We start from the raw sequence: 22,640 nt of genomic DNA on the forward strand, positions 1-22,640 counted from the left end.
GATTAAAGCCTTATGTCTATGCTGTCAGGCGCAAGGGCCAAGTGGGAAAGTGATGTGGGATCAGGGCCAGTCGGTGGGATGTCTCCTTCCGCGTGTTCCAGATGCAGACCATCGTGCAGTTGGTCCTCGTTATGCTGTTCGGCGCCGGTATCTCCCTGGCCAAAGGCAAAGGAAATGTCGTCATAACCAAGATCGGACAAAGACCGGGCAAGGTCGTCGATATTGCGCCGCATCATGTCCAGCGTATCCGAGCGTTCCGCGAGGACGGTGACAACAACGCCTGTTTCAGAGGCCGTCATAACCATGCGCACCCGTCCCAGTTCCGGAGGATTGAGCGCAATTTCAAGCGGCTTGTCTCCTCCTTTGTGCAGGGCAATGGCGATTTGCTGCGCAACGGCCGGAGGCATGTCGGTGCGCTGTGGGACCATTGATGGTGATGCAGTTGTCGTCGTCGGCGCCGTTCGCAGATCCCAGGTCACAACATCGCCCGGCTCCCCTTGTAGAACCATCACCGGTTCCGCGGAAACGGAGGTGATTGGCGCCACGGCAAGATTGGGTGCCGGTTGCACCGAAGCAGTTTGTGTTTTGGTCGCCTGAAATGTCGCAGCGGTGATTTCGGGTTTGGCCGCCACGCGGGCTTCCGTCTGTTGGGTTCTTTCGTCGGATGCGAAGATCTTCGGCTCGGAAGCAGCAGTTTTTCCCGTCTGTCCGGTCGGTATGTTGGGCTTTAGCGTGTGGGTTGTTTGCTCGCTCTGGGTCAGAGGTTTGGGCTGCCCGGTGCGGTTTTCCGGCGTTATGTCGACACGCATTGTTTTGCGTGCGTCCGTCTGAACTGCGGCGCTTAGGATCGTTTCTAGAACGTTGGGCGGGTTGCCTTTGACCACAGGCGTTTCCGCAGGCGAAGGGGATGGTTTCGAGACGGTTTCAGCCACCGCTTCGCTCTTTTGGGGTGTCACAACACCATGCGTTTGAGGCGGTGTGGGCGCTGACTGTGGCACCGTTTGAGGCGGCATCGCTGGCGGTGGCGCGGTTTGCCCAGAATGGATTGCCGGCCTGACCACGTCGTTTTCGACCATCTTGGCAGGCACCTGTGGCGCAATATGTGCTTGCTGGTTCACGATCGGGTCCACGTTACCCGTCGTAGTTCGCAACTGCGCTCCATCCTGCACGACCGACGCTTCGCCCGTTACGTCGGGTGCGTCGGGCGCTGTCAGTTTTTCTGCTTTTGCGTCATTTCGAGTATCGGTCGGCACCACAGTTTCGGTTGTGGTTTTGCCATCGCGAACCTTAGATAGACCGTGTGCGTCTGGCCCCACTGCCCGCGGCGGGTCATCAGCGACAAACAGCGCCGCGAAATCAGGGTGCTCCCCCTGCGCATCCTCGGCGATGAGGTCCGCATTGATGTCTGCCTTGGCCGGGTCAGCGGTGCCTTTGGCATTTGTCGTCAACGCAACTTGCATGTCTCTCTCCGGGAATTCTTCCACGTCCCTGCACCATGACCGCTGCAAGTTACCGGTTCTTTACCGCTTTGCCCTCATGATCGGAAAAATCATTCGAATTGAAGGAAACCGAAATGGAATTAAGCCCGATGTCGCGGCCAGTATCGCCTGCATTGCCGCCGCAGGACGCCAAGTTGATGCGCGTTGCGCAGGAGTTGGAAGCCAGCTTTTTGGCCGAAATGCTGAAATCTGCAGGCTATGGCGAGGCACGCGAGGCATTTGGTGGTGGTGCAGGTGAGGAGCAGTTTGCCTCCTTCCTCGTGGATGAGCAGGCGAAGGAAATCGTACGCGCGGGGGGCATTGGATTGGCGGAACATCTCTTCGAATCACTAAAGGCGCAGTCCCATGAATGACGTGGTGAATTCGGTATTTTTGCAATTGGACGCGCTTCTTGATGAAGAGCAGTCGCTACTTTTGACAGGGGATCTCGATGGTCTGGGCGCGCTGCACGACCGTAAGGAAAACCTGATCGAACGTTTGGCGCGCCTTGAATCTCGGAGCGACCCGAATTTGCCTGACATTCAGGATAAACTGCGGCGGAACCAGGCGCTCCTTGACGGAGCGATGGCGGGCATCCGGTCGGTGGCACGTCGGCTGGCAACTGCGCGCCGCGTGCGGCAATCCCTTGAATTCTATGGCGAAGACGGGGAGCGCGCGACCGTGGAAATGGCGGCTGAACGGTCTGTCGAAAAGCGGGCGTAGCGTGGGTTAAATCAAATCCAACGTACTCCAAAAGCGGTCTTTAGCAATCCGTTAGGCAGTCTGAGGCAAAGGTATGCCCGCACCCCGAACGGGTGGCGCAGAGCCTGACAGGTCCTGCAAGTGTCAGAACGGCATTGTTCCGTCCGGATCCCGGGCGGCGAGTAAACCTTGGCGCAAAGCGCCGCGACTAAAGGAAATGTAAATGTCGAGCATTCTCACGAACAACAGCGCGATGGTCGCGCTGCAGACACTGAAATCCATCAATAAAAACCTGTCGATGACGCAAAACGAAATCTCGACCGGTAAGTCGATTTCGAGCGCCAAGGACAACTCTGCTGTTTGGGCGATCTCAAAGGTCATGGAATCGGACGTTGCCGGTTTCAAATCTGTTTCTGACAGTTTGGCGCTGGGCGAAAGCACGGTTGCCGTTGCACGGAACGCGTCTGAAACTGTGACAGACCTGCTGACCGAAATGAAAGGCCGGATTGTCGCCGCGCAAGAAGAGAACGTGGATCGTGACGCGATCCAGGCAGACATCGACGCGCTTGCAGAGCAAATTGGTTCGGTTGTCGGTGCGGCCCAGTTCAACGGTCTCAACCTGCTGGATGGTTCAAGCACAGACGCCTTGAACGTGCTGTCTTCTCTTGACCGTGGCTCTGATGGCTCTGTCACTGACCGCCAGATCAGCGTTGACCGCCAGAACCTTTCGGTGTCTGGCTCTGTGTCGGCACAATCGCTTGGTACGACGGCTGCCGGTACTGCGACAGCAGGCGGCGGTGATCAGGATGTTGCGAACGAGTACATCCAGGCGGGCACCGACGACACAAACTTTGCACTTGCGACCGATTATGATCGCGACGACGCTGCAACCGCGACGTCCACGATCGCGGACGGTGGCACCCTGGACTTCACGTTCAGCCAGGTTGCCGAAGGTGTCAGCTACAGCATCACGCTTGATGACTTGAACATCAACACAGCTGATGGAAGCAGCACGCTGGGTATTCGGACTTTCGAATATGTGGCGACAGCAGATGACAGCGTTAACGATGTTGCCCGCCAACTCGGCAATCAGATCCAGTCGTTCTTTGATGCCGCAACTGACTCTGGCGAAGGGTACGCGGTGACATTCGATCCTGCTGGTGCTGGTGACGATAATGTCTTCCGGATCACCAACACTGCTGGTGGTGGTGCCGATCCGATCCTCGTCTTCACCGAAGTTTCCGAGGGTGGTACACCGGGTGCGAGCGGTGCTGATGGTCTTGCAGCGCTTCAAACGCTGGATGTTACAACTGACAACGGTGCCACCAACGCACTGGGTGCCATCGACACGCTGATCCAGACATCGATTGATGCTGCAGCCGCATTTGGTTCTGCACAAAACCGCATCGAAACTCAGTCTGAGTTTATCAGCCAGCTTTCAGACTCGCTCAAGACTGGTATCGGCTCTCTAGTTGATGCGGACATGGAAGAAGTGTCGGCGCGCCTGCAGGCGCTGCAAACGCAGCAGCAGCTGGGCGTGCAGTCACTTTCCATCGCGAACCAGGCGCCGCAGACGATCCTGTCACTGTTCCGCTAAATGATCTTGGGAAGCGCCTGATATAGGCGCTTCCCGCTCCGTAACGCTCTCAAGGGATCTGATCTGTGAACGCAACCACACTCGCAACACGCGGCTACGCGGAAAACGCTGTCTCGACGCGCAATGAGCGCCGCTCAGAATACGAAGTGTTCGCACGCGTTACACACAGCCTCCGCGATACAGCGACAAAAGCGAAGACAAACTTCCCAGACTTTGCAGAGGCACTGCATCTCAATCGACGCCTTTGGACAACACTTGTTGTCGACCTCGCCGATCCAAAAAATGAGATACCCAGCGACCTGAAAGCGCGCCTGATCTATCTGTCAGAATTCACACAGCATCACACCCGCAAGATATTGCGCGATGGTGCGTCTGTGCTGCCGCTTCTCGAGGTGAACATGGCCGTGATGCGTGGGCTCAAAACCGAAGGTCCATCAACATGAGTGGTCTCATTCTAAAGCTCAGTCCGAAAGAACGTGTTCTGATCAACGGCGCAGTCATCGAAAACGGGGATCGCCGGTCACGGTTAACGATTATGAGCCCACAGGCCAACATACTGCGCCTCCGAGATGCCATCCATCCAGAGGATGCCAAAACTCCAGTGCGGCGTGTCTGCTATGCGGTTCAACTTGTTCTGTCTGGCGACGTATCTCCTGCAGAAGCGCATCGCAGCCTACTGCGCAGCGTCGAGGAGTTGAGCCAGGTATTCGTTGATAGTGACAGTCGTAAGCATCTCGATGCAGCGTCGCATGCACTTGTGCAGCAAGACCACTACAGATGTCTCAAGGCATTGCGAACGTTGTTGCCCCGCGAGGAACGGTTGCTCGCAGCACAAGGGTAAGGCAATGTTTCAACCTATTCTCGTATCCAACGGTCTGTCGGGTTGGCAGTTTCTTCAGGCAACGTATGACAGGCAGTTCGATGCCTTTAACCAGTCAACGGTACAAAAACGCGATACCGATTACTTCGCAGAAAACATTGGTTCGATCCGGTCGGCAGAAGAACTGGTTTCCGATCGCCGATTGTTGACAGTCGCGTTGGGTGCATTCGGTCTTCAGGACGACATCAACAACCGGTTTTTTATCCAGAAAATGCTGGAAGAAGGTACAACGGCAGACGATGCGTTGGCCAACCGGTTTGCGGACAACCGTTATCGCGATCTGTCTGCGGCATTTGGCCTTGGCCCGGGTGAAATACGTGGTGCTTTGCGCTCCGGATTCGCGGAGGGAATTATTGACCGTTATCAAGCGGCCAGTTTTGAGATCGCAACCGGTGCGCAGGATGAAACGATGCGCCTTGCTCTTTATGCGCAGCGGATCGTGCCCGAGGTTACGGGCGCGGAAGGGTCATCTGCGCAGAAGTGGTTTTCCATTATGGGACAACCACCATTGCGCGCGGTGTTTGAGACGGCCTTGGGTTTGCCAAGCCAATTCGGTCAGGTCGACATCGACCAGCAACTCGAGGTGTTTCAAGACCGTGCTGCACGTGTGTTCGACGTTTCCGATCCGGCGGAATTTGCAGATCCGGAGAAACTGGACGACCTCATCACAACCTATCTGGCGCGGTCACAACTTGCTGGCTTAAACGCAGGGGTATCCGGCGCGTCCATCGCGCTGACTTTGCTGTCGAACTGACAGTTGAGGCCTCATGTTCCCCTACGATAAATTCAGTCTTCCCATATGCGAGACATAGACCGAAATCGCATCATGCGGCAGATCCTCTGCGGGGTATGGCGTTTGCGGAACGACGCAAAATCAGCCTGAGTTGATCAAAGCTGTGATCAATTCCCTGCGCATGGCATAGCCCAAGTGCTGCGTCGAGATCAGGCCAAACGTTGATTGCAGCGTCAATTTCCGGATCTGATCCTCGGGTGTACAGACCTGCTGAGATCATCACTTGGTTTTTCGCATAGACGCTCAGGTATTTTCGCATCTGTGCCAGGATTACGTTTTCCTGCGCTGTCGCCGCTTCTGGCAAGCTTCGCGACACAGAACGTAGAACATCCACGGCAGGAAACCGACCACGTTCAGCAATCTCGCGGTCCAGTACAACGTGCCCATCCAGTACGCCCCTGAGAATATCTGCAATGGGTTCGTCCATGTCAGATCCGGGCACCAAAACGCTGAACACCGCAGTTATGTCCCCGTTGGAATCGTGGCCCGGGCCAGCGCGCTCACAAAGCGACATGATCAAATGCGCAGTTGACGGTGGATAGCCACGCAGAACGGGTGCCTCACCTGCAGCGATTGCAACCTCTCGATGCGCTTCGGCAAAACGGGTGATCGAATCTGCGACCAGCAGCACGGATTTTCCTTCATCGCGAAAATGCTCAGCGACAGCCATTGCCGTCCACGCACATCGCCGCCGCATCAGGGCAGATTGATCGGAGGTCGCGGCAATGACAACACTGCGCGACAGCCCCTCGCTGCCCAGCACGTTTTCGATAAAGTGCCGGACCTCTCGTCCCCGCTCGCCAATCAACGCGATGACGACGACATCCGCTTCCATTCGCTGTGCCAGTCGCCCCATCAAGCTCGATTTCCCAACACCTGACCCTGCAAAAAGACCAATACGTTGCCCCCTCACAATAGGCAGAATTGTATCAAAGGTGAGATGCCCGGTGGCCAACCGGGCGCCCAATGCACGCCTTTCTGCTGGCGGGGGCGGCGATGCGCGCAAGTCTCGAGGCGTTGGGCCCGCATGGAGGGGTTTGCCATCAAGCGGGTTGCCATCAGGGTCGATCAACCTGCCAATCCAGTTTGCGCTTGGCGCGATTGTACCGCCGCGTGAAATGACAACGGGATCGTCCATCGAAATGCCCTGAAGCTCGGCATCTGGCAACAAGACTGCCCCATTGTCCGACAGCTGGACAACCTCACTGCGCAATCTGCGACCACTGCGTGTTGTGATCGTGGCGCAATCGCCGATATGCGCGACCTTCTGCAATCCGCGGGCCGTCAGGGTCCCACCGTCAACACCTGATATTCTGCCAATCACCTGATCGGCTTGGATATCGGCGAGCCGACGCGTGAACGAGTGCAATGCACGTTTCTGATTCATTCGGATTCTCCGGTTCGTCGCAAACCGTTTTTAAAGGAATCACCCTTAAGCCTTGGTTGAAATCAATCGAGGGAGAAGCCCCGATGTTCCAAAATCTCGCGGTATTCGAAACCGCTTACGCCATGGCCTTGCACGCAGGACAAAAGCAGGCCGTTGTGGCACAGAATGTCGCCAACGCGGATACGCCTGGCTACGTCGCGCGCGACTTGCCGTCCTTTAGGGAAGTGTTCGCGCCGACTGATCAGGGCATTGGGCTGCAGCGCGCCACGCGCGACCAGCATATGCATGGTCAACGCACTGATCCACGTACAATGATGCAGCAAGACCGCAGTTTCGCGTCACCTGACGGGAACACAGTATCTCTGGAAACGGAGATGCTGCGCGGTACGGACGCAAAACGTCAACACGACCGATCACTCGCCATCTACCGATCTGCGCTCACGATTTTGCGCACGAGCCTCGGACGTCAATAGGAGCATCTGCGATGAGTGAATTCTCCAAAGCACTGAGTATTTCCGCGAGCGGTCTCAAGGCGCAATCCTCCCGCTTGCGACATCTGTCGGAAAACATCTCCAATGCGGATACGCCCGGCTATCGTCGCAAGACCATTCCCTTTGATGTTTCAACGGAAAACGGAGTGGCGCATGTCAAGGTCGGCCGCATGTCTCTGGATGATCGTCCGTTGGAGCGGATTTATGACCCGTCGCACCCGATGGCGGACGATACCGGCCACTATAGCGGTACCAATGTCGATCTGTTGATCGAACTCGCTGACGCCCGCGAAGCGCAGCGAAGCTATGAGGCCAACCTGAAGATGTTTGAGCAATCCCGGCAAATGTCGTCGGGACTGATGCAACTGCTGCGCCGCTGAATTGCGGGTAAAAAAGGAGTTCCAGAATGGAAACGACACTTGTCTCTGCTGTGCAGGGCTATGCAACCTCGCGTCCCGCAACACAGCCGGGATCTGACGCCGGCAACAGTCTCTTTGGCAAAATGGCTGCGGACTTTGCGGGCACGCTGGCCGAAACTGAAAACGTCGCGCAGCAAGCGATGGTCGGAACCGTCGATCCGCACGCACTTGTTCAAGCGCTTGCGCAGACGGAGCTGGCTGTCGAGACGGCAGTCACCGTTCGCAACAAGGTTGTTGAGGCCTATCAGGAAATCCTTCGGATGCCAGTCTGATGATCGAGGAGATCATCTTTTTCGACACGCTTCGGCACGGGCTGTGGGTCGCGATGATTGTATCCGTCCCGATCCTCACAGTCGCGTTGTTGGCCGGTGTGTCCATCGGATTAGTGCAGGCTCTGACGTCCATTCAGGAAATGACCCTCACCTTCGTCCCGAAATTGGCAGCCATCGTGGCCGTTTTCTGGATGTCGATGGGCTTCATGACCCAGACGATGGTGTCATTTTTTCAGGATCAGCTCGTTCCCCTGATTATTGGAGGTTGAAATGGACAGTACAGGCTACATTGCCCTCACGCGCCAAAGCGGCTTGATGCGAGAAATGCAGGTGGTGGCGAACAACATCGCAAACACCGCAACTTCGGGCTTTCGCCAGGAAGGTGTGACGTTCTCCGAATACGTGAGCGCGATGCGAGGTGGACCTTCCTTGTCCATGGGACAGGGGAATGTACGCCAAACATCGTTTGAACAGGGCGCGCTCGACCAAACAGGCGGCACCTATGATCTCGCAATCGAGGGCGATGGGTTTTTCCTGATTGAAACGCCGGAAGGTGAGCGTCTGACACGGGCTGGCGGGTTTTCATCAAATGCCGAGGGCGACCTTGTTACATTCGACGGGTACCGGGTGCTTGATGCGGGGGGCGCGCCAGTATTTGTGCCGCCGGATGCACGGAGTATCTCGATCTCGCCTGATGGCACCATCAGTGCTGACGGCGCTTTGGTTGGCCAAATTGGGGTCGTTCGTCCATTGGATCAGGCGGATCTTGTACGCGAGGGCGGCGTCATGTTCCGCAGCGATGCAGGGTTTGAACCGTCGGATACCGCGCGTGTCCTGCAAGGTTTTGTCGAAACGTCGAACGTTGACCCGATCGGTCAGCTTGCGCGCATGATCGAGATTCAGCGCGCCTATGAGATGGGTCAGAATTTCCTCAATTCCGAAGATGAACGTGTCCGTCGCGCGATGGACGCCATGATGAAATCCAACTGAGGAGAGTTATATGCGTGCCCTCAAGATTGCTGCCACCGGAATGCTTGCCCAACAGATGCGGGTTGAAACGATTTCGAACAACCTCGCGAATATGAGCACAACGGGATACAACGCCCGGCGGGCGGAGTTCGCAGATTTGCATTATCAACAGATGACCCGGCCCGGCTCGATCAATGCATCCGACGGCACGGTTCTGCCCACAGGCGTTCAGCTTGGTCTTGGCGTTCGTCCGTCTGCGGTCTCCGTAAACCTCGCGCAGGGATCACTGGCTGCTACGGGCGGTGATCTGGATGTGGCGCTGGATGGGAACGGCTTTTTGGAGGTGACGCTCCCGTCCGGTCAGACGGCTTACACACGCGATGGGGCTCTGAAACGCACTGCCGAGGGTGTGATCGTCACCTCCGATGGATACCCCGTGTCTCCGGAGATTGTCATTCCCAACGATGCGCGCAGCGTTTCCATCAACGCCAATGGCGAAGTCTATGTCTATTTTGCCGAGACAACGGCCGCGCAATTGATCGGTCAGTTTGACATCGCTGGTTTTGCGAACGCGAAAGGTCTGGAAGCACTCGGGAGCAACCTGTTTTCCGAAACCGAAGCCTCCGGTCCACCGCTTCTGTCCACCCCCGGAGAGGATGGCTTGGCAACACTGCGGCAAGGTTTCCTGGAAGACAGTTCTGTGGATGCTGTTCGTGAAATCACCGATCTGATTGCGGCCCAGCGTGGTTATGAGATGAATTCCAAAGTTATCTCGGCCGCGGATCAAATGATGGGTGCAATGGCGCAAGTGCGATGACCCGCTGGTTCTTGATCGCGGTTTTGGCCGGAGAGATGGCCGCGGCGGATGTCGTAACCCCGACACGTACGCTGCGTCCCGGCACGCTCATTACAGTGCAGGACCTGACCATTCGCGATGGCGTTTATGTTGGTGCATTCGATCGCATAACAGATGTCGCGGGTCAGGAGGCACGTGTGGCTCTCTATGCAGGGCGACCAATCCCGTTCGATGCAATCGGACCGCCGGCAATCGTCAATCGCAATCAAATTGTGCCCATGCGATTTCAAGCCGCTGGCCTGAGCATCACCACAGATGGGCGCGCGATGGAACGCGGCGGTATTGGTGATCGTATCCGGGTCATGAATCTCCAGTCCCGCGCCACGCTGTTTGGCCTCGTACAGCAAGACGGAAGCATCAAGGTGACCCAATGAAACGCACTACTTTCTGCCGAACTGCTTTGCTTACATGCACCGCTTTCTTGCTCTTGGCATGTGGGCGTGGCGACCATTTGGGCAAGGCGCCTTCGTTCTCGAACCCTTTGGAGACGCGTGAGCATTCTGCAATGGTTTCTGCAACACTACCGCGCACGATTGAGGAAACCGTGCCGCTGGATCAGGCGTCTCTCTGGTCTCGCCAACGAGGATCGCTTCTTGGAGATCGTCGTGCCATGCAGCGCGGCGATATCCTGACCGTCGTGATCGAGATTGACGAAAGCGCGGAGATTTCAAACGAAACCGAGCGGTCCCGGTCAGGTTCAGAGTCGTTGGGCATTCCACAGCTTGGGGGTTTGCCGCAACGTCTGGACGAACAGCTGCCGGAAGGGGCATCCGCATCGGAACTTGTGGCCATCAATTCCAGCAGCAATTCGAGCGGTGACGGTTCTGTCAAACGCAATGAAAAACTGACGCTGCGCGTGGCTGCAACCATTCTGGATGTGCTTCCGAATGGTGTTCTGTCAATTTCAGGTTCTCAAGAACTGCGCGTGAATTTTGAGCTCCGTGAGCTGTTGGTGTCTGGCTATGTTCGCCCCGAAGACATCTCTCGGCAGAATGAAATCACTTATGACAAAATTGCCTCTGCCCGCGTGTCCTATGGCGGCCGAGGGCAAATCTCAGACGTCCAGCAACCGCGTCTTGGACAGCAGGTCCTCGATGCTGTGCTCCCATTTTAGGAGGAGAATATGATGAAAAAACTCCTCCCTCTTGTCCTTTTGTTTATTGGCGCAGGTGCCGGCATTGGAGCGGGAATGTTCTTGCGCCCGGAACCAGAACTTCCATTGACCGAAGATGCAGAGGACGCAGAAAAGGTTGAAGTTGCGCAAGCAGAAGAAGACAACCTTGGCGCCCGCGAATACGTCAAGATGAGCAATCAATTTGTTGTGCCGGTTATCAAGGATGACCGCGTGAAAGCGCTTGTGGTGATGTCTTTGAGTGTGGAAGTGCCTGAAGGGCAAAAGGATGCGATCTACAGCATGGAACCGAAGTTGCGCGACAGCTTTCTGCAGGTGCTTTTCGACCACGCTAACATTGGTGGATTTGACGGTGCGTTTACCGAGGCCAACAATCTTGCTGTTTTGCGCGGGGCGCTCCGCGAGATTGCGCAACGAGACATGGGGGATCAAATCAGCGATGTTTTGATCGTCGAGATCGCGCGACAGGATTACTGATTGCGCCGCATCAAATCCTGCTCGATCGCTTGAGAAAGAGCAGCGTCAGCCTTCTCCATAGCCTTTAATTTTCGGTTGTCTTCAACAAGCTTGGTTGCAACTGACCTGCGACCTAAAGCAAGCCGTTGGGAAGCGAGCAAACTTTCCTTTTGCGCCAAGACCTGTGCGAGTTCGATGTTCAGGGCTTTGGTAGTTTTTGAGACCCATTGAAGCCAAATGACGTCCGCTCCGATATTCTGCATAGCGGGTTTGCTGGCCGGAAGGGCCTGCGCCTCAAAGGCCAAAGCTCGAAGGCGGGATATTTCGGCCCGTAAAGACGCTTCGCGGTCCAAAATCTTGCTCAGGCCTGACAGGCTCTGCTGATACTTGAGTTCCGTGAGTTCGCGCAACGTGCCCAAATCCATGATCAAAGACCCCGCTGCATTTTCTTGCGAATGTCGTCAGAAAACCGGATCGCAGCTGCAACAGCACGGTAGTGTTCTGGCGCCACTTCATGGCCCACATCCGTGACCGCATAGAGTGCTCGGGCGGTCGGGGCATCATGACGGATCGGCACCCCGGCTTCCATTGCCACCTCCCGCATCCGCAAAGCGATGGAATCGACACCTTTGGCAATGCAGCGAGGGGCTGTTCCGGATTGGCGCGTCCATTTCAGAGCAATTGCATAATGGGTTGGGTTCACAATCAACACATCTGCGTTCGGAACTTCAGCCATTATCTGCTGTGTGGCAATGGCTTGCGCGCGCGATTGGCGCTCTTGTTTCAGGTGTGGGTCACCCTCAGTGTTTTTGGTTTCATCCATGATTTCCTTGCGCGACATACGGTTTTTCCGGATGTGCTCATGGTGCTGCCAAACGGCGTCGATGCCTCCGATAATCGTGGACACAAGAACGACAACAAACAGGAAGGCGATGGTCAGATCCGCGAGCAGAAGGACTACGTTCCCTGGCTCAGAATAAGTGACGGCGACCATGTCCGGCAGTCGTAGCATCAGGAAGACCGCAAGGCAGATCGAGTAGAGCGTCAGTTTTACGAAACTTTTTGCAAATTCAAAAAAACCATTGCGGCCAAGTTTCTGTTTTGCGTTCTGGATCAGAGAGATACGTGACAGTTTCGGTTGCAGCTTGGACGGCGCAACCACAAAGGCACGCTGGGCGAGAATTGCGCACAACACAGCCAATGCTGGAAGGGCGAAAATCGGGATAAGGTCGCGACTTACAATCCAGGCCCATCCGCTCAACGGAGCCACTGGACCGCCCGAAAAAACCGTGTCCGCGATACTTTCCGCTTGGGAAAGCATCCCAACCAGAGAGGCGCCGAGTGAGCTGAACGCCTGAGCCCCGACGGCGATCAGAGCGAGCGTCAATCCTGCATAGCCAGCTGCCGTCTGCAGATCTGCAGAACGGGCGACCTCCCCCTTTTTCCGCGCTTCTTGCAGTTTGTGCGGGGTGGGATCAAACGACTTGTCTTGTTCGTCACCTTGTTCGCTCATCGTGCCGATCCAAGCGGATTGGACATAAATCCATCAAGCGATTGTAGCCAAACACCCAGTATCGTCGGGGCCGCGAGGAACAGAATAAGAAGGCCCCCCATGGTGATTACAGGTGCGCCGACAAAGGCCACCATAAGCTGCGGCATCGCCTTGTTGATGACGCCCAATGTCAGATTGTAGATCACAGACATCAAAATAAATGGGGCGGACAACGTGAATGCGAGCGCAAATGCCTGGCTCACCTGTGCAGTGCCCCATTGCGCTACGTCAGCGCCAGGTGAAAACAGGCCAAACGGCAGCATGTCATATGACAAGATCATGAGTTCTGCGGCTTTGACGTGAAGCCCACTGATGGTAGCCAAGGCCAGAGCACCAATGGTGAGTATGTAACCGATGGCTGGCAGGGGTTCGATCGCAGCGCCACCAAGGATTTGAGATAGCGATGTCGATTGTGCCGCAATCGCGCCAGCGGTTTGCAGCGCAAGTATGAACAATCGCAGCCCCAGTCCGATCAAAAGACCGGCTACAGTTTCGGTCATCGTGTATAAGGCAAGCGCGCCAATCGAGCGATCCGTTGCTGATAGCTCCACCGCAGGCGCTACGATCACCGTGAATGCGAGGGCAACCGCCAATTTGACCCGCATCGGAACCGATTGTTCCCCGAACGCCGGTAGCAACGAGACTGTCGTTGCAACGCGGACAAAAACGAGGAAACCAGTCCACAGCGCGCTTTCAGCGAGCCCAAGCAGTTCCGCAGCAGCCGTCATGCGGCCACCACGCCAACCAGTGCGGGCTTTGCGTCAATTCCTATTTCTTCAAATGACAAAACAGGGTTTGTCATTCCCTTTGCCCGCATCAGAGTTTTCAAGAACCGTCTGCGCCGTCCATTCGTCACAATGGCCGGATAAACACCCTGTTCACTGGCATCTTTGAGCCGTTCGGACACGTTGGTTGCCAGTCGGTTAAACATGTCCGGGGGAAGGGCAATGTCCAGCCCGCGATCCGCATCGACTTGATAGTTTGAGAAGACATCCTCCCACTCTGGTGCCAATTGAACCAGAGGAAGCGACCCGTCTTGTCTTTTGATTTCCGCCACCAGCTGAAAACCGAGGCGTTGGCGCACATGCTCGCATATCGCTTCGGGTTGTGCGTTGTGCGCGCGGGCTTCGGCTGTTGCCTCGAGGATCAATGGCAGGTTGCGGATCGAAACCTGTTCATCAAGAAGCAGCCGCAGAACTGCATGCAGTACATCGATTGGCACCTTGTCGGGGATCAGCTCGTCCAACAGCTTCCGATTGGCCTCGGCGCGCGTGGGGTCCGAGATGTTTGTCATTTCTGCAAGCAGTTTGCGCAACGACTTCAGGCTGAGCAGCCGACTAAAGTTCTTTTTCACCACTTCCAGAAGATGCGTCGCAAGGATTTCGGTCGGCGTGACAATTGTGACACCCGAGACTGCCGCTCCGTCCTGTGCGTCTTCGTCAATCCACCGTGCCGGCGCACCGTAGACAGGTTCCGTAGTATCCAACCCAGGCGGCATGCCTGTTCCATTTTCGGGCATCAATGCGAGGACTTCTTTGGGGCGGACCGAACCGCGTCCCTGCTCAACACCCTGAACGCGCAGCACATATTCGCCAGGATTGAGGCCCGGGTGATCGGTCAAGCGGATTTCGGGCATGATAACCCCAAATGTTGAGGCGACATGACTGCGCATGTTTGCGATGCGCGCATCCAGGCCCGTGCCCTGATCCAGAACCATATTGACGAGGTCAGGTGCGAATTCCACGTGGACATCGTCCAACTCCAGAATATCACCCAAGGATTTTTCGGCAATTGCAGGAGCTTCGGGCTCCTCGACGGCTGCGTCCTGCGCATCGCGCTTTGCCGCGCGGTGAATAAAGAAAGCTGTCACGGCCAATGCGATTGCACCGACCATGAATGGCAAAAATGGCAAGCCCGGAAACAGCGCAAACATACCCATCAGGACCGCAACGGTCATCAACGCCGCTGGGTGCTTGCTCAGCTGGCCAAAAACAGCCAGATCGGTCGCACCCTTGGCTCCGCCACGCGCCAAGAGAAGAGCAGACGCGATCGAGATCACCACCGCTGGGATCTGCGACACAAGACCGTCGCCGACTGTGAGTATCGCATATGTTTCGAAGGCATCCCCCAGAGCCATTCCGTGTACGACAACCCCCATGACAAGGCCTGCGACGAGGTTCAAAAGTGTAATGAGCAACCCGGCGACAGCGTCACCTTTCACAAATTTCGATGCGCCATCTAGTGAACCAAAGAATGTCGTTTCAGCCTGTTCAAGCTCGCGGCGGGCTTTGGCTTCTTTGTGATCGATAGCGCCAGCAGACATATCACTGTCGATCGCCAGTTGTTTCCCTGGCATACCGTCGAGCGCAAACCGGGCGCCAACTTCCGCCATCCGGGTTGCACCTTTTGTGATGACCATAAAGTTGACGATCAACAGAACGCAAAAAACGACTAACCCAAGAAATACACTGCCGCCCATAACGAATTGGGCGAACCCTTCAATAACGTCTCCTGCAGCATGGGTTCCAGTGTGACCTTGCCCAATAATAAGTTTCGTTGATGAAACGTTGAGCGATAACCGTAGCATTAACGATGCTAAAAGAATCGTGGGGAAGGCTGAAAAATCGAGAGGTCTCTCGATGAAGAGAGTGATTGTAAAAATAAGTATCGCTAGAGCAAACGATGCTGCTAGACCAATATCAAGCACCCAGGCTGGCATCGGCAAAATCATCATTACAATGATAGCCATCAAGGCGATGGCCAGAAGTACGGTTGGGTTAAAAAGAACCTTCGCGTTCAGCTTTAGTATTTCCTGAGTCATTTTTTCTCTCGCGTTTAGGCGCTTTGCGGAGTGCGTGTTAAGCTATCGGTGAAACGTGGAAGTGCGTCCGTATATCGATTCTTCACATATTTTCGGAATGAATTTTTAGACACCACTTGCGAAAATTTTTCAGAGATAGTGAAATATGGAGTCGATTCACACTCTCGAAAACCTGTGCCACACATTCGCGGTACGTTTTTCTTTTTCAGTAGTGCTGCCCGGTTCATATTTTTTGCATTTTATTGAGTATATCAGTTCCAATTCTGTGCAAGCTTTCCAGAATTTCTACTTCTAAGTGGGGAAATTCAATTTTCTTCATAAGGAAAGCTAAGATTTTTGCTGGTTTGTAGATTTCTTGAGTTGGCAGTTTAATAGTAAGTTTTCCGCTAACTTAAAAATGAAGATATGTGAGTAAAGTACTACTTTGCATGGAGCCCTCAAAGTCAATGTTTGGCTGCCGAGGTGAGGGTTCAGTTTGATTACAAAGGATGTCGGCTCGCTTAGAGGCTGCGATGCAAAGAATAAAATAAACTTTCCTTGCTCTCGCTTTCTTAAAATCATCCCAAGACCCTGTCACTTTTGTGCATGGCTGATGATAGGAGCACATAAGTTTAGGCTTGGTAACCAAAAGAGGATTTTACAATATTTCCCTTGCGCCTTCGTTCCGGGAGCCAAATACTTTGATTCTCGCGCTGTCGTTAAGTTTGCGGGTGATAGTGCATTGCGAAGTTGTATGAACCGGTCTGTTCGAGTGGCGCGCAAATGGTTTGCCTCGGCTGACTTGTATTGACGACCCGCAGCCAGACATAGAGGCCGTCAGAACGTAGTGTGCCAACTTGGATGAGATAGGCTCAAGCGGTAGGATCAGCGTTGGTTGAGAAGCAAGAAGGTCCATGTAGATTGTGTCGGAGATGGCCTCCCATACATTGCTCAGATGGTGCAAGGACAAGCCGTTGGCCGGTAGTAATTCACGCTGGGGAGACCCATGCACGATCTATTTGACGAGGCCAGAAAGACCATTGAAAGGAGGAGGAGAGATAACAACACACAACGACTACGCCCATAGCTTGGCGGGTTGGCTCTAGCCGTTTACGTTATCTTGAACTGTGCCTCCAGCTTGCATCGCTTGAGGTATATAGGGGCTCCGCGCAGCAGGCCTTGACCGGTAAATTATTCACGACAAAAAAGGGATGGCTTCCACACCAAACGGTGCGGATCAAGGGGCTGAGGAAAGGTTCTCCGTCGTGTCGAACGCTTGCAACAAATTCTATTTGGGTCATACATTTCCGCATTTTGCCAGCGTGAGCCATCCCGAGTGAGATCGACAAAATTACTCAACTCATGTGGATCACCCATGTCAGGTGAAACGTGAGATTTGGAAGCGAATTTCGATATACTTACGATGTGAGAATCTCTTATTTAGGAAGAATTGAGTGCACTACCGCGTGAAATTTAAACATGCCGTAAACTACCAGTTGGCAATCTGCGCATTCTGTGTCAAAGGGATATTTAGTAGCAATTCTGAAAGTCAGTTCAAAGTAAAAAGCGGCTAGTTAAAATTATTTATAATTTATAGTCTAACATTTAGAAAGGAAAGCGAATGCGCCTTCCCAAGCGCCTCACCCAAATTACCTTAGCTCCTTAGCTCCTTAGCTCCTTAGCTCCTTAGCTCCTTAGCTCCTTAGCTCCTTAGCTCCTTAGCTCCTTAGCTCCTTAGCTCCTTAGCTCCTTAGCTCCTTAGCTCCTTAGCTCCTTAGCGTTTACCAGTAGATGTAGTGCCTAAACACCTAACTAAACTTCATACCTGAGCGTTCGAACTTCTTTAATCTTAAAAGAGTTTCAAGAGGAGAACTCGGGTTTCCATCATTTGCGTAGCGGATAATATAAAAAAAGTAAAAAATAAGAAAATTTAGATTATTCTGTATACATGGTTTCTATTTGACAAAAACCAAAGCAAAATACAAAGGTATCAATTTAATATTGTAAAGGTTATCAAAGCATAACACTCATTACGGAAAAAGACCCAATGGTCACTAAGTAAAAACTAAACGTTATTGACTGCGGGTCCCAACGCCTGAGACCTCTAAGAGGTCGCGAATAACACTTCTTGCTCGCTCGCTTTCACTCACAGCATTGGAAAAACGCCCGAGCATTCCATCCGTGTCTTCCGTATCATCTATTTGGGCTTCTATAACCTGCGTCACAGTAGCAAAGGGATTTTGTTCTGATCCTGCCGCACCTTGCCAGTCACCGGCCAGCCATGCTGCATCAGATGCTGTGCGTGCCTCGCCTATCTCAGAGTACAATTCTGTGGCCGCAGTGTAGTCTTGCGCAAGCCACCTCGCCCGTGCACGGATGCGATGTGCTTCTTCTGTGTTGACGCCGAACAACTGCGCTTCAGCCTCCGATGGGCGGCCCAGATCAAGCGAAATTTGCGCCGCCAGTTTCTTGGCTCTTTCCGACACTGGTGTTGTTGGTGATCTGAGCATTGCTTCTTCCGCTACCTCGCTGAACCCAAGAGTCGTAAGGCGTTCCGCAACAGACAGCTTTACCCCTCCATCTGTCAAATCCACAGATCCACGCACAAATTGAAAGGCGTGATTAAGGAAGACGACGTCAGGAGCAGAACGGGCTGTAATCTCCATAAGTAAGGTGAACATTTTAGCCTTCGTACCTGGCGAATGAGTTCGGCGCATGTTGTCGAGCACCTCGAACGCAGCTGCGAACTGACCTGATTTAGCGAGAGCCAGCACATGGGTTCTGTGCAATTCAGCGCCAATTTTTGTACCGCGCATCTCTATCGCATAGGCCTCAACCAAAGTAGCGACAGACTCATCAAACTGCTTATCCTTTTCAAGACTCGCGTTCACAAACTTAATGAGCGCTTCTGCAGACTGTTCTTCGTTCGAAGAAATAATCTCAGTGAGTATATCTTGAGCTGCGGTGATGTTTCCCTTTACAGATTCCAATTCAGCCTGCGCTAACTTTATCTTTGAATTAGCTGCAATCGGTGCTCGGTCAATACTTCGTAGAGCCGATTCCGCTGCACTCAGCTCCCCGTATTCTAGTAGCCGATTGCTTAATTCTGGAGCAAGAAAATGGCGCAAATGGACGGGCAAGGCGTTTATCGACTGTAAAGCCGCATCAATGTTTACATCAGTTGCAGGATTCAATGATGCTTGAGATAATATTCCCCATAGTGCTATTGCACTATCGCAGTCGGAAAAATTATGTAGATACCTCCCCTTGGGAGAAAATCCATACTCCAAAATTTCAGCCATTTCAATAAGTACAATGTTTTCGGATGCAAAATCAGAATCAAGCGACAAAACTTGCTTAGCCTCAGCTCCAAAACCTAAGTAAAGATAAAGCTGGGCAAGTTTCAGTGCGACGTTTTCGTTTAACTTGTCGAATTCTGAAAATAGTCTTGAGCGATATTGCGCAACTGTATTCAATCCTAGTTTTGCAACACCCCAACTTTCGATAGCAACTGCAGCAGGGGAAATACATCCTACTCCTCCTGAGATATTTTCAATCTCAGCCGATGTAATTCGGTCAGGAAAATCAGAGCTGCTTGTAATACGAATGTTCAGCGATTGTGAGGCTTGCATTGGCTCAATATCCGTTTCCCCAGAAATGGAGGAATCAAAGATTCTGGTATCAACTTGTGGTTGTCTGGTACTAATATTTTGTAGAGCATTTTCTACTGATGATTCTAACATGCCTTGTGTTGAGGCAATAGCGACCTCGTGCGCCAATTTTGCCTGAACATCCGCTAACCTTATGACGGACTCTTCGTTTATTCGCGAGTTCGGATTCGAAGCAGCAAATATCGGACCACTACTGGATGCGCCTGGAAGCATGGCTGCGTCCAATCCTGATCGGTTTTCTTGGTCAGGTTCACTCCCAATCTGTAAATCTGTGCTAGGTCTGATATTGTCTCCAAACTGCAAAGGTGTTGTTGTAAACACGGGGCCGATGGGGGGAAGTGTCAGTTCCGTTCTTTGTGATGGTTTTTCTGCCACATCCAGAACAACGAACCTTTCCTGCTCTACAAAAGAGGTTACTTCACATTCACACGCAAAATCTAAGTTAATGTGGTCATCCGCTCCAGATACGGCACTGATAAAACGACGATCGATCAGGTCAAAGATCTGGCTGGTGTCAAAACCGTCTTCATAACCGATTATCGAGAACCGGGCGCCATCCACTCTTTTGTCCAAACTCCAGTCGAGATCGTCGGGCACTCTTATGACAAGTCGCGAGAAACCCTCGTGAGCACCTGATCTCACCACGATCTCTTGCGCACTTGCTGTAGCGCTCAGTCCCAATACTGCAATGATTGCCAAAGTTGCTGATTTCAACATCTTCATGCTGCATTTTGCTTTGCGGATTTAAGGGCTTCTTCAAGGTCGGCGAAGCTGGGCCGGAAGTGAGAAGGCGTATTTTGCCGACCAACCTCTATACAAATATTGGTGGAGTGGTTGTGCAGATTGGCGACCAGCACCTCGCGTATCAATTGGTAGAAGTGGCTATCCTCCTCTACAACAGCTTTCACTTTGGCCGCAAAGGGTCCCACCAACCCATAGGCGAGGAATACTCCCAGGAATGTGCCAACAAGTGCGCCACCGATCAATTTGCCCAAAACCTCCGGTGGCTGATCGATTGAAGCCATCGTCTTGATCACGCCAAGGACGGCTGCGACGATTCCCAAGGCCGGCAAACCGTCTGCGACGGTCTGTAGCGCGTGGCTCGAGTGCATTGCATGATGCATGTTGGCATCCATCCTCTTTTCCAAGACCTCTTCTACTTGGTGAGGATCATCGTAGTTCATGGATGCGGAACGCATTGTGTCACAAATCAATGCTGTTGCTTCCTTGTCAGAAACAATTTTAGGATATCGCGAAAAAATCGATGACTCCTCTGGCGCTTCGATATGCTCTTCAATTGCGACAGGGTTTTGTCGGGCAAGTCTTATGAGCTCAAACAGTAAGCATAGCAGATCTTTGTAATCATCCTGGATCCACTTTGGACCTTTAAATACTTTGCCAAGATCTTTTAATGTGTGTTTTACTTCCGATATGGAATTGCTAATTAGAAAAGCGCCGACAGCAGCTCCCATGATCATTGTCATTTCAAAAGGGAGTGCCTTAAGAATGATGCCCATCTTGCCGCCTGCAGCGAGATAGCCACCAAACACCATCACGAAGATAGTGACGATTCCAATAATCCCAACCATATCACTTCTGCCTGATCTTTTTCCTTGGAGTAAGTTAAGCAGGTAGGTGTTAAAATACCCTGAGCGTCACTCAGTTTTTGGGCACACTTGCATTACGTCCAGCCAAAATTGCGCTTACGGAATATGCTTTTTGAGGATCCAATCCAGCGAGAATCTTCGCTGCAGAATCTGGACGCATACGCGCAAGAAATCCAGCTGCAAAGTCTGGCTCCATGGCTTGAAACAGTGCCGCCGCATCTTTTGGTTTCATATTTTCGTATACAACAGTGAGCTGAGCAAGGTCATCTTCAGCGGCAGTATCTGCGAGCGCTAGCGTTGCACTCAGGCGCTTTTCCGCTTTCTCTAAGGCATCTATGCGCCTTTCAATCTCTGTTTGTGCTACATCCAGTGATTTCTCGCGCAGTTTAAGCTGCATTTCCTTTTCGGCAACGGCAGATTCGCGCCTCTGCAATGCTTCCAACAAGGCAGCTGCTCCCGTTTCTGAAGTTGCTGCCGCTTGCTCGGTTTCCTGGTCTGTTTGCTCAGAAAAAAACTGCTCTGCCAGATCACCTTCGGCCCATGCCGCACGGGCGTCGATGGACAGCCTGAGACCGGCAGAGGCCAGAAACAACATTGCAATAATTACGATTGAACCTTTGCCGGACACACGTTTCTTTTTGTTAGATGCATTCGCCATCAGTTTGCTCCAGCTACACGTCGTGTGAAGATCGGTTGTACGTCTGTTTCGACCTCGGCTGGCGCGTTGTCTGGTACCGTCGTTTCTGGCATGTCGTGCAAAGATGCCATCTGCAATTCCAGCTGTTTTGACGTTTCTTCTGCGCGAACAGTCAAGTCAGCCAGGGTCTCCGCAGATGCCGCGGCGGTTGTTTGCGCGGCTGCCAACGACTTGTTCAGGTCATCAACCTGAGCTGACAAGACGGCGACGGCTCCACCAACGCCCTTTTCGAGATTATTGAACTTTCTCAGGCGTCTTGAGAGAACAAAGCAATAGAAGCCCGCGCCGATTGCACCGGCACCCAGCAAGATATCTGCAATCAAATCCATCTTTACCCCTCAATTCACAACGAATTCCATAATCAACAGGTCGTTGATCCGCTCCGTGCCGACCACGATCTGTACGCGGCGCAACATCTGCGCCCGCAGGCGCGTCAACGCAGACGGACCTTCGACATCTTGGGGCTCGAGGGCCCTCAGATACCCGTTCAATACATCAATCACGCGTGGCAAAAGAATGGTGACATCTTCTGCATATTGCGAAGGCACTTCCAGTTGTGTCCGAAATTGGAGGTGTCGACCGTTCGAAGGGGATCCCATGGACACAATGATCGGGTCTACTTCGACAAATGCGATATCGGGCAGATCACCAGCCGACTGTGCCGCTTCTGCAGTGACCTCCTCGGATGGTCCGAGAATCATTCCCGAAAATGTTGCATAAAATCCGCCACCGCCGCCGATCAACAGGGCGACAAAACCCAAGATCAGGGGCATTTTCGACGGTTTTTTGTCTTCTTCAACGATATCTGTCGTCGTGTCTGCCATGTTTTCTTCCATATCTTCGGATTGGAGGTGTTTTGGCACAGATGAACTAACCGATTG

26 protein-coding genes are annotated in these 22,640 nt (G+C 53.2%); 15 read left to right on the forward strand and 11 right to left on the reverse strand.

Features of this window, described 5'->3' with window-relative positions:
- Nucleotides 1-2: 2 nt before the first annotated feature.
- Entirely contained in the window at nt 3-1,460 is a 1,458-nt protein-coding gene (locus tag ACERHN_RS10225) for a flagellar hook-length control protein FliK (protein ID WP_415922532.1), read from the reverse strand.
- 113 nt (nt 1,461-1,573) lie between these two features.
- Between ACERHN_RS10225 and ACERHN_RS10230 the strand changes: the two genes are divergently transcribed.
- The 6 genes from ACERHN_RS10230 (at nt 1,574) to ACERHN_RS10255 (ending at nt 5,411) form a co-directional block, all read left to right on the forward strand.
- Nucleotides 1,574-1,852, forward strand: a complete 279-nt coding sequence (locus ACERHN_RS10230; protein WP_415922722.1) for a rod-binding protein — start codon at nt 1,574-1,576, stop codon at nt 1,850-1,852.
- Entirely contained in the window at nt 1,845-2,201 is a 357-nt protein-coding gene (locus ACERHN_RS10235) for a flagellar biosynthesis protein FlgN (protein ID WP_415922533.1), read from the forward strand. The genes ACERHN_RS10230 and ACERHN_RS10235 overlap by 8 nt, the downstream gene beginning before the upstream one ends.
- A 202-nt stretch (nt 2,202-2,403) precedes the next feature.
- Complete coding sequence (locus tag ACERHN_RS10240) at nt 2,404-3,777, forward strand: flagellin (RefSeq protein ID WP_415922534.1); 1,374 nt, start codon at nt 2,404-2,406, stop codon at nt 3,775-3,777.
- Nucleotides 3,778-3,842: 65 nt separating this feature from the next.
- A complete protein-coding gene (gene flaF / locus ACERHN_RS10245) occupies nt 3,843-4,220 on the forward strand; it encodes a flagellar biosynthesis regulator FlaF (protein WP_415922535.1) in 378 nt (125 codons plus the stop codon).
- Nucleotides 4,217-4,618: a flagellar biosynthesis repressor FlbT gene (flbT, locus tag ACERHN_RS10250; protein ID WP_415922536.1), complete on the forward strand. Its 402-nt coding sequence runs from the start codon at nt 4,217-4,219 to the stop codon at nt 4,616-4,618. The genes flaF and flbT overlap by 4 nt, the downstream gene beginning before the upstream one ends.
- Before the next feature lie 4 nt (nt 4,619-4,622).
- Nucleotides 4,623-5,411 (forward strand): DUF1217 domain-containing protein, encoded by a 789-nt coding sequence (locus ACERHN_RS10255; protein ID WP_415922537.1) that lies wholly within the window; start codon nt 4,623-4,625, stop codon nt 5,409-5,411.
- A gap of 70 nt (nt 5,412-5,481) precedes the next feature.
- On the opposite strand, the gene ACERHN_RS10260 is transcribed toward ACERHN_RS10255, so the two are convergent.
- Entirely contained in the window at nt 5,482-6,837 is a 1,356-nt protein-coding gene (locus ACERHN_RS10260) for a FliI/YscN family ATPase (protein ID WP_415922538.1), read from the reverse strand.
- Here ACERHN_RS10260 and ACERHN_RS10265 point away from each other — a divergent pair.
- From ACERHN_RS10265 to ACERHN_RS10305, 9 genes are read left to right on the forward strand one after another with little or no spacing between them, the layout of a single operon-like run.
- Nucleotides 6,819-7,310: a FlgB family protein gene (locus ACERHN_RS10265; RefSeq protein WP_415922539.1), complete on the forward strand. Its 492-nt coding sequence runs from the start codon at nt 6,819-6,821 to the stop codon at nt 7,308-7,310. The two genes, ACERHN_RS10260 and ACERHN_RS10265, sit on opposite strands and share 19 nt — an antisense overlap.
- An 11-nt stretch (nt 7,311-7,321) precedes the next feature.
- Entirely contained in the window at nt 7,322-7,708 is a 387-nt protein-coding gene (flgC, locus tag ACERHN_RS10270; protein WP_415922540.1) for a flagellar basal body rod protein FlgC, read from the forward strand.
- Nucleotides 7,709-7,734: 26 nt separating this feature from the next.
- A complete protein-coding gene (fliE, locus tag ACERHN_RS10275) occupies nt 7,735-8,019 on the forward strand; it encodes a flagellar hook-basal body complex protein FliE (RefSeq protein ID WP_415922541.1) in 285 nt (94 codons plus the stop codon).
- Complete coding sequence (locus tag ACERHN_RS10280) at nt 8,019-8,288, forward strand: flagellar biosynthetic protein FliQ (RefSeq protein ID WP_415922542.1); 270 nt, start codon at nt 8,019-8,021, stop codon at nt 8,286-8,288. The genes fliE and ACERHN_RS10280 overlap by 1 nt, the downstream gene beginning before the upstream one ends.
- A 1-nt stretch (nt 8,289) precedes the next feature.
- Nucleotides 8,290-9,009, forward strand: coding sequence for a flagellar hook-basal body complex protein (locus ACERHN_RS10285; protein WP_415922543.1), 720 nt, complete (start codon nt 8,290-8,292; stop codon nt 9,007-9,009).
- Between the two features lie 10 nt (nt 9,010-9,019).
- Nucleotides 9,020-9,805, forward strand: coding sequence for a flagellar basal-body rod protein FlgG (gene flgG, locus ACERHN_RS10290; protein WP_415922544.1), 786 nt, complete (start codon nt 9,020-9,022; stop codon nt 9,803-9,805).
- Nucleotides 9,802-10,218, forward strand: coding sequence for a flagellar basal body P-ring formation chaperone FlgA (gene flgA / locus ACERHN_RS10295; protein WP_415922545.1), 417 nt, complete (start codon nt 9,802-9,804; stop codon nt 10,216-10,218). The genes flgG and flgA overlap by 4 nt, the downstream gene beginning before the upstream one ends.
- Nucleotides 10,215-10,958 (forward strand): flagellar basal body L-ring protein FlgH, encoded by a 744-nt coding sequence (gene flgH, locus ACERHN_RS10300; RefSeq protein ID WP_415922546.1) that lies wholly within the window; start codon nt 10,215-10,217, stop codon nt 10,956-10,958. The genes flgA and flgH overlap by 4 nt, the downstream gene beginning before the upstream one ends.
- 9 nt (nt 10,959-10,967) lie before the next feature.
- Complete coding sequence (locus tag ACERHN_RS10305) at nt 10,968-11,453, forward strand: flagellar basal body-associated protein FliL (protein ID WP_415922547.1); 486 nt, start codon at nt 10,968-10,970, stop codon at nt 11,451-11,453.
- On the opposite strand, the gene ACERHN_RS10310 is transcribed toward ACERHN_RS10305, so the two are convergent.
- The 9 genes from ACERHN_RS10310 to fliL form a co-directional block, all read right to left on the reverse strand.
- Nucleotides 11,447-11,857 carry a hypothetical protein gene (locus ACERHN_RS10310; protein ID WP_415922548.1) on the reverse strand — a complete coding sequence of 137 codons (411 nt, stop codon included), beginning with the start codon at nt 11,855-11,857 and terminating at the stop codon, nt 11,447-11,449. The genes ACERHN_RS10305 and ACERHN_RS10310 overlap by 7 nt on opposite strands.
- Before the next feature lie 2 nt (nt 11,858-11,859).
- Nucleotides 11,860-12,945 (reverse strand): flagellar biosynthesis protein FlhB, encoded by a 1,086-nt coding sequence (locus ACERHN_RS10315; protein ID WP_415922549.1) that lies wholly within the window; start codon nt 12,943-12,945, stop codon nt 11,860-11,862.
- Complete coding sequence (locus ACERHN_RS10320; RefSeq protein ID WP_415922550.1) at nt 12,942-13,712, reverse strand: flagellar biosynthetic protein FliR; 771 nt, start codon at nt 13,710-13,712, stop codon at nt 12,942-12,944. Before ACERHN_RS10320 ends, ACERHN_RS10315 begins: the two co-directional genes overlap by 4 nt.
- Nucleotides 13,709-15,805 carry a flagellar biosynthesis protein FlhA gene (gene flhA / locus ACERHN_RS10325; protein WP_415922551.1) on the reverse strand — a complete coding sequence of 699 codons (2,097 nt, stop codon included), beginning with the start codon at nt 15,803-15,805 and terminating at the stop codon, nt 13,709-13,711. Before flhA ends, ACERHN_RS10320 begins: the two co-directional genes overlap by 4 nt.
- 2,051 nt (nt 15,806-17,856) lie before the next feature.
- The gene (locus ACERHN_RS10330) at nt 17,857-20,178 is read right to left on the reverse strand and encodes a tetratricopeptide repeat protein (protein ID WP_415922552.1); all 2,322 of its coding nucleotides are present in this window, start codon (nt 20,176-20,178) and stop codon (nt 17,857-17,859) included.
- Entirely contained in the window at nt 20,175-21,044 is an 870-nt protein-coding gene (gene motA / locus ACERHN_RS10335; RefSeq protein ID WP_415922553.1) for a flagellar motor stator protein MotA, read from the reverse strand. The genes ACERHN_RS10330 and motA overlap by 4 nt, the downstream gene beginning before the upstream one ends.
- Nucleotides 21,045-21,114: 70 nt before the next feature.
- Entirely contained in the window at nt 21,115-21,720 is a 606-nt protein-coding gene (locus tag ACERHN_RS10340; RefSeq protein ID WP_415922555.1) for a MotE family protein, read from the reverse strand.
- A complete protein-coding gene (locus ACERHN_RS10345; RefSeq protein ID WP_415922556.1) occupies nt 21,720-22,088 on the reverse strand; it encodes a hypothetical protein in 369 nt (122 codons plus the stop codon). Before ACERHN_RS10345 ends, ACERHN_RS10340 begins: the two co-directional genes overlap by 1 nt.
- Nucleotides 22,089-22,097: 9 nt before the next feature.
- Complete coding sequence (gene fliL / locus ACERHN_RS10350; RefSeq protein ID WP_415922557.1) at nt 22,098-22,583, reverse strand: flagellar basal body-associated protein FliL; 486 nt, start codon at nt 22,581-22,583, stop codon at nt 22,098-22,100.
- Between the last annotated feature and the right edge of the window lie 57 nt (nt 22,584-22,640).

The sequence above is a fragment of the Tateyamaria rhodophyticola genome (assembly GCF_047777875.1).
Taxonomy (GTDB): Bacteria; Pseudomonadota; Alphaproteobacteria; order Rhodobacterales; family Rhodobacteraceae; genus Tateyamaria.

What these genes read in the sequence shown, in the direction of transcription:
- ACERHN_RS10225 (WP_415922532.1), bottom strand. Translation starts at nt 1,460, where the DNA reads ATGCAAGTTGCGTTGACGACAAATGCCAAAGGCACCGCTGACCCGGCC.
- ACERHN_RS10230 (WP_415922722.1), top strand. Translation starts at nt 1,574, where the DNA reads ATGGAATTAAGCCCGATGTCGCGGCCAGTATCGCCTGCATTGCCGCCG.
- ACERHN_RS10235 (WP_415922533.1), top strand. Translation starts at nt 1,845, where the DNA reads ATGAATGACGTGGTGAATTCGGTATTTTTGCAATTGGACGCGCTTCTT.
- ACERHN_RS10240 (WP_415922534.1), top strand. Translation starts at nt 2,404, where the DNA reads ATGTCGAGCATTCTCACGAACAACAGCGCGATGGTCGCGCTGCAGACA.
- flbT (WP_415922536.1), top strand. Translation starts at nt 4,217, where the DNA reads ATGAGTGGTCTCATTCTAAAGCTCAGTCCGAAAGAACGTGTTCTGATC.
- ACERHN_RS10255 (WP_415922537.1), top strand. Translation starts at nt 4,623, where the DNA reads ATGTTTCAACCTATTCTCGTATCCAACGGTCTGTCGGGTTGGCAGTTT.
- ACERHN_RS10265 (WP_415922539.1), top strand. Translation starts at nt 6,819, where the DNA reads ATGCACGTTTCTGATTCATTCGGATTCTCCGGTTCGTCGCAAACCGTT.
- ACERHN_RS10260 (WP_415922538.1), bottom strand. Translation starts at nt 6,837, where the DNA reads ATGAATCAGAAACGTGCATTGCACTCGTTCACGCGTCGGCTCGCCGAT.
- flgC (WP_415922540.1), top strand. Translation starts at nt 7,322, where the DNA reads ATGAGTGAATTCTCCAAAGCACTGAGTATTTCCGCGAGCGGTCTCAAG.
- fliE (WP_415922541.1), top strand. Translation starts at nt 7,735, where the DNA reads ATGGAAACGACACTTGTCTCTGCTGTGCAGGGCTATGCAACCTCGCGT.
- ACERHN_RS10280 (WP_415922542.1), top strand. Translation starts at nt 8,019, where the DNA reads ATGATCGAGGAGATCATCTTTTTCGACACGCTTCGGCACGGGCTGTGG.
- ACERHN_RS10285 (WP_415922543.1), top strand. Translation starts at nt 8,290, where the DNA reads ATGGACAGTACAGGCTACATTGCCCTCACGCGCCAAAGCGGCTTGATG.
- flgG (WP_415922544.1), top strand. Translation starts at nt 9,020, where the DNA reads ATGCGTGCCCTCAAGATTGCTGCCACCGGAATGCTTGCCCAACAGATG.
- flgA (WP_415922545.1), top strand. Translation starts at nt 9,802, where the DNA reads ATGACCCGCTGGTTCTTGATCGCGGTTTTGGCCGGAGAGATGGCCGCG.
- flgH (WP_415922546.1), top strand. Translation starts at nt 10,215, where the DNA reads ATGAAACGCACTACTTTCTGCCGAACTGCTTTGCTTACATGCACCGCT.
- ACERHN_RS10305 (WP_415922547.1), top strand. Translation starts at nt 10,968, where the DNA reads ATGATGAAAAAACTCCTCCCTCTTGTCCTTTTGTTTATTGGCGCAGGT.
- ACERHN_RS10310 (WP_415922548.1), bottom strand. Translation starts at nt 11,857, where the DNA reads ATGGATTTGGGCACGTTGCGCGAACTCACGGAACTCAAGTATCAGCAG.
- ACERHN_RS10315 (WP_415922549.1), bottom strand. Translation starts at nt 12,945, where the DNA reads ATGAGCGAACAAGGTGACGAACAAGACAAGTCGTTTGATCCCACCCCG.
- ACERHN_RS10320 (WP_415922550.1), bottom strand. Translation starts at nt 13,712, where the DNA reads ATGACGGCTGCTGCGGAACTGCTTGGGCTCGCTGAAAGCGCGCTGTGG.
- flhA (WP_415922551.1), bottom strand. Translation starts at nt 15,805, where the DNA reads ATGACTCAGGAAATACTAAAGCTGAACGCGAAGGTTCTTTTTAACCCA.
- ACERHN_RS10330 (WP_415922552.1), bottom strand. Translation starts at nt 20,178, where the DNA reads ATGAAGATGTTGAAATCAGCAACTTTGGCAATCATTGCAGTATTGGGA.
- motA (WP_415922553.1), bottom strand. Translation starts at nt 21,044, where the DNA reads ATGGTTGGGATTATTGGAATCGTCACTATCTTCGTGATGGTGTTTGGT.
- ACERHN_RS10340 (WP_415922555.1), bottom strand. Translation starts at nt 21,720, where the DNA reads ATGGCGAATGCATCTAACAAAAAGAAACGTGTGTCCGGCAAAGGTTCA.
- ACERHN_RS10345 (WP_415922556.1), bottom strand. Translation starts at nt 22,088, where the DNA reads ATGGATTTGATTGCAGATATCTTGCTGGGTGCCGGTGCAATCGGCGCG.
- fliL (WP_415922557.1), bottom strand. Translation starts at nt 22,583, where the DNA reads ATGGCAGACACGACGACAGATATCGTTGAAGAAGACAAAAAACCGTCG.